Here is a 13036-nt window from a genome sequence, read left to right as displayed (position 1 = left end):
ACACCGTCACGATGCAGACCGCCATCACGGTCCAGGGAGTCCGCAAGGAGTTCGTGCTCCGGCACACCCGCTCCCTCAAGGAGGCGGTCATGTGGATCCTCCGCGGCCGCCGCGGAGACATCTCCAAGAAGTTCGACGCCCTCAAGGACGTCTCCCTCCACGTGGAGGAGGGCGAGACCGTGGCCCTGATGGGCCTGAACGGCTCGGGCAAGTCGACCTTGCTCAAGCTCATCTCGGGGGTGCTGCAGCCGGACGCCGGGTCGGTGCGCACCCGCGGCCGCGTCGCCGGGCTCATCGAGGTGGGCGCCGGGTTCCACCACGACCTCAGCGGGCGGGACAACGTCTACCTCAACGGCGCGATCCTGGGGATGTCGGAGCAGCAGATCGACGCGATGTTCGACTCGATCGTCGAGTTCTCCGAGATCGGCGAGTTCATCGACACCGAGGTCAAGTTCTACTCCTCGGGCATGTACCTGCGCCTCGCCTTCAGCATCGCTGTCCACACGGATCCCGAGGTCTTCCTCATCGACGAGATCCTGGCCGTGGGCGACGAGCCGTTCCAGCGCAAGTGCATCTCCAAGATCAAGGAGCTCGCCGAGGCGGGGAAGACCCTGTTCGTGGTGAGCCACGACCTCGACCTCGTCTCGACCATCTGCGAGCGGGGGGTCCTGCTCGAGCACGGCAAGGTGATCATGGACGGCGAGGTGCACGAGGTGGTGAAGGAGCTCCGCCGCCGCAGCGCGGAATCCGCGGGCACGGAGGCGTGAGCCACGGTGGCGCCGTGCAGGAGACGCATGTCTCCCAGCGGTCGCGCCTGATTCTGCCCCTCGCGGCCGCGGCGTTCGCGCTCGTCACCCTCGTGCCGGCCTTCTGGGTGCCGAGCCTGTGGACCGATGAGGCTGCGACCGCGAGCGCGGTCCGCCGTTCGTGGCCCGAGCTGTTCTTCATGCTGGGCAAGGTCGACGTCGTCCACGGCCTGTACTACATGCTCGTGAAGTCGCTGACCGATGCGGTGGGCGTGAGCGAGCTGAGCCTGCGCGCCCCGAGCATCGCCGCGGGCGCCGCGGCTGCCGCGGCCCTGGCCGTGGCGGCCCGACGCCTCGGCGGCCCGCGCGCGGGGCTCGCCGCCGCCGCCGTGCTCGTCCTCCTGCCGCGGTTCCAGTTCGCGGCGACGGACGCGCGGTCCTACGTGCTCACGGTCCTGGGCACCTCGCTCTGCCTGGCGGCACTGGCGGCGCTGAGGGATTCGGGGCGGTGGCGCGCCGCCGTGGGCTTCGGCGCCGCGCTCATGGTGTCCACCGGGCTCTCGTTCTACTGCATCCTGCTCGCCCCGGTCGCGGTGCTCGCGGCCCTCGCCGACCGCAGCCTCCGTCCGCACTGGTGGAAGGTGGCGCTCGCCAGCGTCCCGGCCGCCGGGGTCGCGGCATGGGTCGCATCCCTCGCCTCGCGCCAGACGTTCCAGGTGGCCTGGATCCCTCCGCTCGACGGGCACGTGGTCCCCGAGATCTTCCTCCTGCAGTACTTCTCGCACGCCTCGATGTGGACCGACGCCGGCATCGTCCCGCGCGCGTCGGCCCCGCTCGTCGTCGGCATGGTGATGACCGCCGTCGCCGTGCTGGCGCTCGCGGTCTGGGGCACGGTCCGCCGCCCGCGCTCGTTCACCACCGTGCTCGGCCTCGGGCTCATCGTGGTCCCGCTCGCTGTGCTCCTCATCGGATCGGCCCTGATGGGCAGCTCCTACTACCTTCCGCGCTACCTGACCTTCACCGCGCCCGGGCTGTGCCTGCTCGCCGCCAACGGTGCCGTCTCCCTGAGCCGGGCCGCCGCGTCCCGCTGGGTCGCCGGCGCGGCAGCGCTCACGCTCGCCGGCGGGGCCGTCCTTGCCATCGCCGGGCAGCGTACGGAGTTCGCGCGGAGCCCCTCCGATGACTTCCGCTTCGTCGCTGACACGATCCGGGACCATGCCCGGCCGGGGGAGTCCTTCGCGGTCGCCGCGGGGGAGGACCTCTTCCTTGCGGCCTACCCCCGGCCCTTCGAGGGGCTCGTGGACCTCACCCGCGGCATCAGCGCCGCGCAGTGGGGCCTGATCTTCGATCAGCGGTTCCCGCTCGAGAGCCGATCGGCCCTCGTGGACCGGCAGAAGGTCGTCTTCGCCATCAGGCCGGTGGAGAAGCCCCAGGAGGAGCAGTTCCTCCGCAGCCGCGGGTTCACGGAACAGGCGCGCTGGACGGGCCCCGGCCACGTGGTCGTCAAGTTCGTCAAGCCTTGACCGCTACCATTGACTGGGTGCGCCGGCCCTTCCGGCGTTCGAGGAATGAAGGATGAGGAAGCGGATGCCGAAGCCCCCGACGACGTCGACCAGCTCTTGGAGCCGACGGGCGTTCTTGGCGGGCGGCGTGTCGCTGCCCTTCCTCCTGACCGGGTGCCTCGACAAGAAGAGCGCCGACCGGACCGCCGTCGAGGACAACTCCTTCCCGACGACCATCAGGCACGCCCTGGGATCCACCACCATCGAGGGGGAGCCGCGCATCATCGCCACCCTCGGGTGGTCGAGTGCAGACGTCTGCGTCGAGCTCGGCGTGCTGCCCGCCGGCTACCCGGTGGAGGCGCTGCGCGGCTATGGGACTCCGCCCTGGTTCTCCAAGGCCGTGAGCCAGCTCGACGCGCTCCTGCCCCGCAACTACCACGACGACGGCGGTGTGCCCTGGGGCGACCTGACCGACATCAAGCCCGACCTCATCCTCGCCGTCAACGCCGCCTTCGGGAGGGACGCGTCCGAGACAGCGGACATCTACACCCAGCTGACCAAGATCGCCCCCACCGTCGCGTGGCCCGGCCGCCCGAAGGACACCGACTGGCGGACGACGACGACGATGGTCGCCCAGGCGCTCGGCCGCAAGGACGCCGGCCGCTCGCTCGTGACCTCCACCGAAGGCGCCATCCGCGACGCGGCGGGCGCCTACAAGGACCTCGCGGGCGCCACCGTGCTGTGCCTGGAGGCACGCTCCGTGCCCGGAGCCTCGTTCGAGGTCCACACCCAGGACTCCAACGCCATGCGCGTCCTCGCGGACTTCGGCCTCAAGCCCGCGCCCGCCCTGGCGAGGATCGTCGCGGACGCCCAGCCCAACGGCGCGGGGTCCGGTCCCAAGACGGTCTACCTCGACGCGAACCGAGCCGACGAGCTCGTGGCGGATGTCGTCGTGGTCGGGGTCCGCCCGGACGAGCACAAAGACATCGCGGACGGCAAGACCCTGGCCGGGATCCCCGCCCAACGGCGCGGCTCGACCCTCCTGCTCAACACGGACCAGGACTTCCTCGCCCTCGTCGCCGCCTCGCCCACCTCCATCAAGTGGGCCATCCAGACGGTGATGCCCGGACTCGCCCGCTGCGCGTACCTCGCGCGCAGCGGCAAGTAGCGCCGCCGTGACGCAGACCGAGCCGGGGGAGCGGCGCTCCACGGAGCCGGCAGCCGCGGCCCCCGCCGCTCCGCGCACGGTCCGCAAGGACATCCAGGCCCTCCGGGCCCTCGCGGTGGCCGCCGTCGTCGTGAACCACGTGTGGCCCCGGCACCTCCCCGGCGGCTACGTCGGCGTCGACATCTTCTTCGTCATCTCCGGCTACCTCATCAGCAACCACCTCCTGTCGGAGGTCCGCCGGACGGGGACGGTCCGGCTCGGCTCGTTCTACGCACGGCGCGCCAAGAGGCTCCTCCCCGCGGCGCTCCTGGTCGGGCTGGTGGCCCTGGCGGCGGCGTACATCTGGCTGCCGTTCAACCGCTGGGCGGTCATTGCCCAGGAGACCATCGCGGCCGCCTTCTACGCCGAGAACTGGGTGCTGGCGGCCAAGTCGGTCGACTACTCGGCCCACAGCGAGGGCGCCTCCACAGTCCAGCACTACTGGTCGCTGTCCGTGGAGGAGCAGTTCTACCTGCTGTGGCCGCTCCTGCTCCTCGCCGCCTGGGCCGTGGCCAGGAGATTCGGCTTCCGCCACCACCGCAGCCTCACGCTCGCCTTCTCGCTCGTGGGGGCCGCCTCCTTCGCCTTCTGCATCTGGTACACGATGACGGACCGCAGCCCCGCGTACTTCGTCACCCCGGGGCGCGCGTGGGAGTTCGCGGCCGGCGGGCTCATCGCGGTCGTCGGCCACCGGCTCCGCGAGCGCGGCACACGGCCCCTGCCGATGCCCGTCAGGGGGATCCTCCAGACGGCGGGGCTCGTCCTCCTCGTCGTCGCGGCGCTCGCCTTCAACGAGACCACGCCCTTCCCCGGCTACCTCGCCGCCGTCCCCGTGGCGGGGACGGCGCTCATCATCGCGTCCGGGCCCCAGCGCCCCGGGTGGTCGCCCGTGCGCGTCCTTGAGAACAGGGCCGTCCAGTACGTGGGGGACATCTCCTACTCGCTATACCTCTGGCACTGGCCGCTCATCATCCTCGCCCCGGCGGTCCTCGCGAGGGAGGCCGGCACGGCCGACCGGATCGCCATCGTGGCCCTCTCGCTCGTGCTCGCCGCCGCCACCAAGCGCTTCGTCGAGGACCCGGGCAGGAGCCGGCTGCTGCGCGCCTCGTCCCCGCGGAAGGTGATCCTGGCGACGGCTGCGGCGATGAGCGCCGTGGCCGTCGCCGGACTGTCCCTGACCGGCGCCGCGTCCGCCGAGCAGGCGGCCCAGGAGCACCGGGCGGCCCTGCTGGCGAGCGGGGCGTGCTTCGGCGCGGCGAGCCTTGCCGATCCGAAGGGATGCACGGACCCCTTCGGTCCCGCCGAGGTCGCGAACGTCGGCGACGGCGAGGCCCCCTGGTTCAACGCCCCGGAATGCAGCCCGGCGCCCAACCCGGTCATGGCCGGCCAGCAGAGGGCCCTCCTGCGGTGCGACTTCACCCAGGGCCAGCCCGCCTCCGAGACGGTCTGGCTCGTCGGGGACTCCCACGCCGAACAGTGGAAGGCCGCGATCCACGAGCTCGCCCGGCAGCGACACTGGGTCCTCTACGAGAGCCTCGTCGGAGGATGCCCGCTCGTCGACGCCAAGCGCGTGGCGTTCATGGGCGTGCCGTCGGACAACCCGGCGCTGCAGCAGAAATGCCTGAGCTGGAGCCGCGACCTCGCCGCCAGGATCACCGCGGAACGGCCCAACCTGGTCATCGCGTCCACCTTCGCCAGCGGCGAGACCGTGGACGACGGCACGGGCCGGCCGCAGCTGGACCAGTACCGGTCCGCAGTCAGCCGCCGCTTCGTGCCCTGGGCCGCTGCCGGGTCCCGTGTCCTCGTGATCCGGGACACCCCCCTCACCCTCGACCATTCCACCCCCGACTGCGTCGCCCAGAATCCGGACGATCCGCAGAGGTGCTCGAACCCCCGGTCGGCGGCGCTTCCCCCGGACCCGCTGGCAGAGGGCGTCCGCGCGCTCCACGACCGGCGCCTCAGCGTCCTGGACCTCTCCGACCAGTTCTGCCCCGGGAATACCTGCTATGCGGTCATCGGCGGCGCCCACGTCTACTTCGACCGGGACCACGTCTCGCGCACCTACGTCAAGTCGCTCGTGCCCCTGGTCAGCAGGAGATTCGATGCTGCGGTCCACGGCTGAGCCGCAGGAGGCGGCCACGGGGGAGGCCGAGCGCAGGCCCCGCGGGGCCATCGCCGTCGCCGCGATCCTGTCCACGCTGGTGGCGCTCGTCCTCGTCGATGTCGTGGCGGACCCGCCGCCAACGCTCGTTCCGTACAGCACCGCGCTCGTCGTGGCCGCAGCCCTCGGTCTCCTCGCCCTCACGCCGCTGCTGCACACGGCCGCCGCGTGGTGCGCCGGCAGGCTCGACCGGATGCCCCGCCCGGCCCGGTGGACCCTCGCGGCAGCCGCCCTGCTGGTCCTCACGCTCGTTCCCGCGGTCATCGGACTGGCCGTCCGCGTGCCGCCGGGCTGGGATGCCGGAGCGGTCCTGGACACCGCGACGGCCTTCGCGCGGGGCACGCACTACGACTTCGCGGAGCAGTACTTCGCCTGGTACCCGAACAACCTCTTCCTGGCCCTCGCGCTCGGATGCTACTTCAAGCTCGTCGGCGCGTTCGGCGTGACGGACACCCTGGCCGCGGCGATCTGGCTGCACGCCCTCTTCATGGCCGTGAGCTCGCTCCTCGCCGTCCGCCTCGCCCGGCGGGTGGCGGGCCCGGCGGCCGGCGTGGGCACCCTGCTCGTCACCGTTCCGTTCGTGGCCCTCGGGCCGTGGAGCGGGGTCCCCTACTCCGACACGCTCTCGATGCCGTTCCCTATCGCCATCCTGCTCATCGCGGACGTGGCCCGCACCGCCCCCCGTGGGCGCTCGGTTCTGCTCTGGGCCGCGGTCGGCGTGCTCACCGCGGTCGGGGCGCAGATCAAGCCGACGGTGGTCTTCGCCCTCGCAGCGGCGGGGCTGACGACGATGCTCGCCTCGAGGGGGGCCCGCGAGTGGGTCCGGACCGCGGTGGCGGCGCTCGTGGCCCTCGCCTTCGCGGGCGCGGCGTTCTTCGGCAGCAGCGCGGCGGTCAGGGGCGCGCACGTCGTCCAGTTCAACCTCGACACCAATACGCAGGCAGTGCCGTTCACGCACTTCCTCAAGATGGGTGCCACGGGGCGGGGCGGCTTCAACGCGGACGACATCCGGAACACCCTGAGCACCCCGCCGGCAGACCGATTCGCCAACGGGCTCAATGGCTACCTCGACCGCGTCGAGGCCATGGGGCCTACGGGCTACCCGGGCTTCCTCCTGGACAAGCTCGGCTGGTCGCTCGGCGACGGATCGTTCTACGCCTGGGCGGAGGGGGTCACCCGGGAGAACCACAGCTTCCCCGCCCACGATCCGCTCAGCGAGCAGATCCGCCGCTTCTACACGTTCGACGGCGACGGCGCACCTTTCCTGCGCAGCGCCTGGCAGGCGGCATGGTTCGCCGTGCTCGCGGTCCTGGCCCTCTCGGCGCTGATCAGGGGCCCGGGCAGGGACGCCTGGGCGGGCACGGCCGGGCGGCTGGCCTTCCTGGCACTGCTGGTCTTCCTGGCCTTCTTCGAGAACAGGGCCCGCTACATCTACCTCTACGTCCCGGTGGTCGCGGTGCTCGTCTCGGCCGCGGTCGCCGACGGCCACGCCGCGCTCGCGCGCTGGCGCGCGAGAAGGCGCCCGGACCCGGACGCCGCCGGCCCCGCGGCCGTCTCGTAGAATCGTGAGCGTGCTTGAAAACATGGGGGACGCCGACCGACCGTCCGCCGGGCTCCTGAGCTTCGTCCTCCCTGTCCACAACGAAGCGGCGAACGTGCATCCCCTGCACGGGCGCCTCACCGCGATCGTCGAGCAGCTGGGCCACGAGGCCGAGTTCATCTACGTCAACGACGGCAGCACCGACGAGTCCCTTGCGGTGCTCCGCGGCCTCGCGCGCCGGGACCCGCGCGTGGTCGTGATCGACTTCTCGCGGAACTTCGGGCACCAGATCGCCGTGACGGCGGGCCTCGACGAGGCGCGGGGCGACGCCGTCGTCATCATGGACACCGACCTGCAGGATCCGCCGGAGGTGGTGTTCGACCTCGTGGCCGCCTGGCAGGGGGGCGCGGACGTCGCGTACGCCGAGCGGCGAACCAGGAAGGACTCCTGGTTCAAGCGCACGACGGCGTCCGCTTACTACCGCCTCCTGCGCAGGCTCTCCGACATCGACATCCCCGCCAACACCGGCGACTTCCGGCTCATCGACCGCCGCGTCGTCGAGGAGCTCAAGAAGTACCGCGAAGTGGACCGGTACCTGCGCGGGATGGTCAGCCATGTCGGCTTCACGCAGGTGGCGGTGCCGTTCGACCGCGACGAGCGGCTGCACGGCGAGACGGGCTATCCGATGGCCAAGATGCTCAAGCTCGCGGCGGACGGGATCCTCGGCTTCTCCACGTTCCCGCTCACCGTCATCTCCAGGATCGGCTTCCTCGCCTCGGGGCTTGCCGTCCTCGGCGCGCTGTACGCGCTCGCGATGAAGCTCTTCGCGCCCCAGAACGTCGTGGACGGATGGACCTTCATCGTCATGAGCGTGCTGTTCGTGGGCGGACTCCAGATCAGCATGCTGGGGATCCTCGGCCAGTACATCGGCCGCATCTACCGCGAAGTGCAGGACCGGCCGCTCTACACCGTGCGGTCGGTGTACCGGCACGGGGAGGGGCGGCCGACGGCGGGCGCCCCGAACGGCGCCGCGCGCGTCGGCGACGCATGACGCCGGACCTCCGGCGCCCGGGCCCTGCGGCGCTGGCGAGGCTCTTCCGCTTCGTGGTGGTCGGCCTCGTGAACAATGCCGTCGGCTACGGGCTCTTCGTCGTGCAGTCCCTCGCCGGGGTCGGGCACACCGAGGCCATGACCGTCAGCTACGTGGTCGGCATGGCCGTGAGCTTCTGGGGCAACCGCGCCTGGACGTTCGGCCACGACGGACCGCTCTGGCCCACCGTCCTGCGATTCCTCGGGGCGAACGCGGTCGGCTACGGTGTCAACTACGTCCTGCTCACTGCGCTCGTCGAGGGCTGGGGCTGGCCGCAGATCCCCGCGCAGCTCGCGGCCACCGCCGTGGTCGCGGCCTGCACCTTCACGCTCATGCGCCTCTGGGTCTTCCCACCAGCCGTGCGGGCGTCCCGCGGTGCGCAGGCGGCCGAGGAGGCCGCTAGGGGCAGTTCACTCTGAAGAGCCGCGCGTGGCCGACCTCGGCGACGAGCTTGACGCCAGGGGCGGAGTCCGTGGCCAGGTCGTTGAGCCCGACGAACGGGTCATCGGACGGGATGACGGTCTTGTCGCCGAAATCGAGCGCCCAGTAGGCCCGCAGCTCCTTGATCGCGGGGCACACCCGCGAGTTGTAGGCCGCCTCGTCCCAATGGTTGAGGACCATCGCCTCAGTGGGGTTCCGGTCGCCGAAGACGTGCGGGGCCACGGTGCGCCGGTCCTCGAGCGCGTACACGAGGGAGCCGCCCATGAGGGGGTTGGCCACGATGGTGTCGCCAGCAGGCACGATGCCCGGGACCTGCTGGAGCAGCGCGCGCTCGTCCGAGTCCACGAGCATCGAGTTGGCGTCGAGGGTGAAGACCTGGTGGATGCGGTCCTGGACGCTCGAGAGCGTTCCGCCCTGCGAGCCCACGCCCATCACCAGGATCACGAGGGAGACCACGATGGCGCTGATGCCCTGCCACCGTGGCGCGGCCGAGGCGGCGAGCCGGCTCAGGCGCTTCGTCCCGGCCGCCCATTCCCGCGCGAGCTCCAGGCCGGCGCGGAGGCGCCAGAGGAGCCACTCAGCGCCCAGGATGGCGACCGGAAGGGCCACGACGGGCAGGATGGCCGCGAGCCGGAAGCTGTCGTTGTACCAGACGCCCGTGAGGAAGGTGCGCAGCCAGCCCGGGTTCCAGCTCGAGACGACGACGTAGAGGGCGCCCCCGATCGCGTACATCGCCAGGACCCACCAGAGGCGGCGCAGCTGGCGGGCCAGCACGTACAGGCCGATGAAGGTCAGGGGGGTGAGGATCCAGGCGACCGTCGTCCCCATGGGGGCGTTCGCGAGGACCTCGCCGATGGCCCGCGCGTTGGACTGGAAGGGGGCCCACGGGGCGGCGCTCAGGCTCGGCCGCAGCAGGTACCAGATGCCGGCCACCCCGATGGAGTAGACCAGCGCGAAGGCGCCCCAGACGCGCAGGGCACGGCGCGACGTCGTCCGCTTCCGCCACGCGCCCCAGGTGACGAAGAAGCGCGCCCAGACCACCGGCACCGCGAAGCCGAGCAGGCCGATCGCCGTCGAGGGGTGGGTCAGGGCGAGGCCGGGGAAGGTCGCGACGAGGGCGAGGATCGGCGGAAGGGGCGAGGACGGCTGGCTGCGCGCCATGCCGAGGGCCTCGATCGCCAGCCCGAGCACGGCCGGCATGAGCGCGATCGCGGCATGGTTGGGGTACAGGACGCCGAACGCCACCATGAGGTAGGGGAAGGCGCTGAAGCCCGCCGAGAGCGCCCCGGCGGCCATGAGCGGAACCGGGCGGTATCCGACGATCCGGCTGATCAGGAACAGGCACGAGAGCGGCCAGACGAGGGCTCCGATGACGATCGTCGCGACGTTGACCACGACCGGCACGGGGCCGCCGGCCAGCTGGAGGATGAGCGCCATGGAGTCGTGCATCGCGGCCGGGTAGAACGAGTGGGACGCGTCGGTGAGGTTGCCCAGCGTGAGAGAGGACCCGTTGGCGTGGTCCTCGATGTAGCGGATCGCGTTGAGGTGGTAGATGTTGTCGAACGTCTGCGAGAAGTCTTCGGGGGCGCCGAAGCCGAGGATGTAGCGGCGGCCGATGACGAGGGCAGCGAACGCCACCGAGAGCGGCACTCCGGCCCAGACGATCCACCGGCCGAGGTCGAGGTGCGTGAGCGGACCGTTGGAGGCGAGGACCCCGCCGCCGTGACGCTGGGAGGACCGGCGGCGCCAGAGGATGCGCACGGCCAGGGTGCCGACGACCAGGACGGCCGAGACCACGAAGTAGACCACCGGGTTGAAGGGCAGCCGCACGAAGGGCGCCACCACGGCCGTGCAGCCTGCGACGGAGGCGGAGACCGGAGCGGCCAGCGCGGCGAGGTTCAGCCGCCTGACACCGGCCGCTGCGAGCACCGCCAGACCGGGCCCGAACATCACCACCAATGCTGCCGCGAAGGTCGGGATGGTCTGGATCCAGGTCATCTGGTGAGGCTCCTCGCGTCGGTCAACCCCCTAAGTATGCCCTGTCGTGCTGTGTCGGACGTGCAGAAGGGGGACCGGGGGCTCTTGGTATAGTTGCCAATCATGGGTACACCGAGGCGATCAGGCGCGCTCATCATCATGCCCGCCTGGAATGAGGCGGAAGCCATCGGCGGCACCATCCAGAACGTGAGGGCCATCGTCCCGCACCACGACATCCTGGTCGTGGACGACGGCTCGAAGGACGCGACGGCACGGATTGCCGCCGAAGCCGGAGCGGCGGTGCTGAGGCTGCCGTTCAACCTCGGCGTCGGCGGAGCCATGCGGGCAGGGTTCAAGTACGCGCTCCGGAACGGCTACACGCGCGCCATCCAGGTTGATTCCGACGGCCAGCACGATCCGCACGACATCGACCGGGTGCTCGCCGGGCTCGACGGCGCGGACATCTCGATCGGAGCACGCTTCGCCGGCCGCGGGACGTACGGCGCCAAGGGCCCCCGCCGCTGGGCCATGGTCGTGCTCGCGAGGGTCATCTCCGCGGTCGCCGGAACGCGCCTGACCGATGTCACCTCCGGCTTCCGGGCAGCGAACCTCAAGGCGCTGCACCAGTACATGGAGCACTTCCCGGCCGAGTACCTCGGAGACACCATCGACTCCCTCGTCGTGGCGGTGAAGTCGGGGTGCAAGGTCACCCAGGTCCCCGTCGAAATGAAGGCCCGGCAGGCCGGCACGCCGAGCCACAGCCCCTGGAAGGCGACCATCTACTTGGCCAGATCAGGTCTCGTGCTCTGCTTCGCGCTCGCACGCCCCCGCACCAAGATGCCCGCCGAGATCAGCGCGCCCGCCGCCGGCGACATCGCCGGGGAGACGGGGGCCTCCGCGTGAGCGTCGCCTTCTCCCTCGTCATCGCGATCGGGATGGTGCTGGCCGTTCTGGCCATGCTCCGTTCCGGCAAGCTGCGCGAGAAGTACGCCGTCCTGTGGCTCGTCGTCGGCGGGCTCACGATCATCCTGGGGATCTTCCCGGGGCTGCTGGACTGGGCAGCGTCCCTGGTCGGCATCAAGGTTCCGGCCAACCTCCTCTTCGCTCTCTCGATCGTGCTCCTCGTCGGCGTCGGCCTCCATGTCTCGCGCGAGCTCACGGTCCTCGAGGAGGAGACCAGGATCCTCGCCGAAGAGGTGGCCATCCTGCGCCAGTCCGTCGACGTGCTCCGCAGGACCGCCACGACCTCGGCCGAGATCCCCCAAGACCCGACCGCAGTGCACCATCCTGCACGCCCGATCGCATCAGAAGAGGTTGACAGTGACCATTGACGTGATGTTCCCCTACTACGGGGACGTTGCCATGATGAAGGCCGCCGTGGCCTCCGTGCTCAGCCAGGAGGACGAGGACTTCCGTCTGACCATCGTCGACGACGGCTACCCCGACGAGACGCTCCCGGAGTACTTCGCCAACCTGGTCGAGGGCGATCCGCGGGTGCGCTACTTCCGCAACGAGAAGAACCTCGGCGCCAACGGAAACTACAAGAAGTGCCTGTCCCTCGTCGAGCACGATGTGGTCGTGGTCATGGGCGCGGACGACATCATGCTGCCGAACTACATCGGCACGGTCCGCAAGGCGTTCCAGAACCCGGACGTGGCGATCGTCCAGCCCGGCGTCGAGGTGATCGACGAGAACGGCAGTGTCTACGAGCCGCTCGGCGACCGCGTCAAGGGCTTCCTGCGGAGGCTCGCCGTCGGCGGTTCGTCGGAGGCCATCATCGAGGGTGAGGCGATCGCGGAGAGCCTCATCACCGGCGACTGGCTCTACTTCCCCTCGGTGGCCTGGCGTGCCGAGGCGATCCTCAAGCACGACTTCCGCGAGCAGTACAACGTGGTCCAGGACCTCGCCCTCGCGATGGACATCATCATGGACGGCGGCAAGATGCTCGTCACCGACACCGTGTGCTTCCAGTACCGGCGCCACCGCGAGTCGGACTCCTCCGTGCGCGCCCTCGACGGGCGCCGGTTCGCCGAGGAGCGGGCCTTCTTCGACGAGTGCGCCGCCGACTTCGCCCGTCTGGGATGGACGAGGGCGGCCCGCGCGGCCCGCGTCCACCTGACCTCCCGGCTCAACGCGGTGTCGCTGACCCCCAAGGTCGTCCAGAAGCGGATGTGGCCCGGGCTCAAGAGGCTCACGGCGCACGCGCTGCGCCCCTAGGCGGCAGCTCCGCACGACACCGGCGGCGCCGGACCCGCGGGTCCGGCGCCGCCGGTGTCGGTGGGCGCCCGGCGCGTGGTGGCGGGCCGCCCCTGACCGGCGGGTGCCGGCCCGAACCCCCCACCCCCACCGCGGCGGCGGCGCACCCCCCCCCG

General features: G+C 71.1%; 11 protein-coding genes. 10 read left to right on the top strand and 1 reads right to left on the bottom strand.

Annotation, left to right across the window (positions count from 1 at the left end; genetic code table 11):
- The first annotated feature begins 11 nt into the window (after positions 1-11).
- The 7 genes from ACVWWH_RS16305 (at position 12) to ACVWWH_RS16275 (ending at position 8665) form a co-directional block, all read left to right on the top strand.
- Positions 12-767, top strand: a complete 756-nt coding sequence (locus ACVWWH_RS16305) for an ABC transporter ATP-binding protein (RefSeq protein ID WP_066502520.1) — start codon at positions 12-14, stop codon at positions 765-767.
- A 14-nt stretch (positions 768-781) separates the two neighbouring features.
- Positions 782-2269: a glycosyltransferase family 39 protein gene (locus ACVWWH_RS16300; RefSeq protein ID WP_457317273.1), complete on the top strand. Its 1488-nt coding sequence runs from the start codon at positions 782-784 to the stop codon at positions 2267-2269.
- Between the two features lie 127 nt (positions 2270-2396).
- Positions 2397-3416, top strand: coding sequence for an ABC transporter substrate-binding protein (locus ACVWWH_RS16295; RefSeq protein WP_457317272.1), 1020 nt, complete (start codon positions 2397-2399; stop codon positions 3414-3416).
- 7 nt (positions 3417-3423) lie between these two features.
- A complete protein-coding gene (locus tag ACVWWH_RS16290; RefSeq protein ID WP_066498742.1) occupies positions 3424-5577 on the top strand; it encodes an acyltransferase family protein in 2154 nt (717 codons plus the stop codon).
- Positions 5558-7177, top strand: coding sequence for a hypothetical protein (locus ACVWWH_RS16285; protein ID WP_457317271.1), 1620 nt, complete (start codon positions 5558-5560; stop codon positions 7175-7177). The genes ACVWWH_RS16290 and ACVWWH_RS16285 overlap by 20 nt, the downstream gene beginning before the upstream one ends.
- A 10-nt stretch (positions 7178-7187) precedes the next feature.
- Positions 7188-8207 carry a glycosyltransferase family 2 protein gene (locus ACVWWH_RS16280; RefSeq protein ID WP_218030572.1) on the top strand — a complete coding sequence of 340 codons (1020 nt, stop codon included), beginning with the start codon at positions 7188-7190 and terminating at the stop codon, positions 8205-8207.
- Positions 8204-8665, top strand: coding sequence for a GtrA family protein (locus ACVWWH_RS16275; RefSeq protein ID WP_457317270.1), 462 nt, complete (start codon positions 8204-8206; stop codon positions 8663-8665). Before ACVWWH_RS16280 ends, ACVWWH_RS16275 begins: the two co-directional genes overlap by 4 nt.
- On the opposite strand, the gene ACVWWH_RS16270 is transcribed toward ACVWWH_RS16275, so the two are convergent.
- Positions 8646-10685 carry a DUF6541 family protein gene (locus ACVWWH_RS16270; protein ID WP_457317269.1) on the bottom strand — a complete coding sequence of 680 codons (2040 nt, stop codon included), beginning with the start codon at positions 10683-10685 and terminating at the stop codon, positions 8646-8648. The two genes, ACVWWH_RS16275 and ACVWWH_RS16270, sit on opposite strands and share 20 nt — an antisense overlap.
- A gap of 102 nt (positions 10686-10787) precedes the next feature.
- On the opposite strand from ACVWWH_RS16270, the gene ACVWWH_RS16265 reads away from it, so the two are divergent.
- From ACVWWH_RS16265 to ACVWWH_RS16255, 3 genes are read left to right on the top strand one after another with little or no spacing between them, the layout of a single operon-like run.
- Positions 10788-11567, top strand: a complete 780-nt coding sequence (locus tag ACVWWH_RS16265) for a glycosyltransferase family 2 protein (RefSeq protein WP_066498727.1) — start codon at positions 10788-10790, stop codon at positions 11565-11567.
- Positions 11564-11995, top strand: a complete 432-nt coding sequence (locus tag ACVWWH_RS16260; protein ID WP_084249507.1) for a DUF2304 domain-containing protein — start codon at positions 11564-11566, stop codon at positions 11993-11995. Before ACVWWH_RS16265 ends, ACVWWH_RS16260 begins: the two co-directional genes overlap by 4 nt.
- Positions 11985-12881, top strand: a complete 897-nt coding sequence (locus ACVWWH_RS16255) for a glycosyltransferase family 2 protein (RefSeq protein WP_447419294.1) — start codon at positions 11985-11987, stop codon at positions 12879-12881. Before ACVWWH_RS16260 ends, ACVWWH_RS16255 begins: the two co-directional genes overlap by 11 nt.
- The last annotated feature ends 155 nt before the right edge of the window (positions 12882-13036 follow it).

Source organism: Sinomonas sp. RB5, from assembly GCF_054063535.1.
The sequence above is the reverse complement of the archived record's forward strand: the minus strand, read 5'-3'. Positions and strand labels throughout refer to the sequence as shown.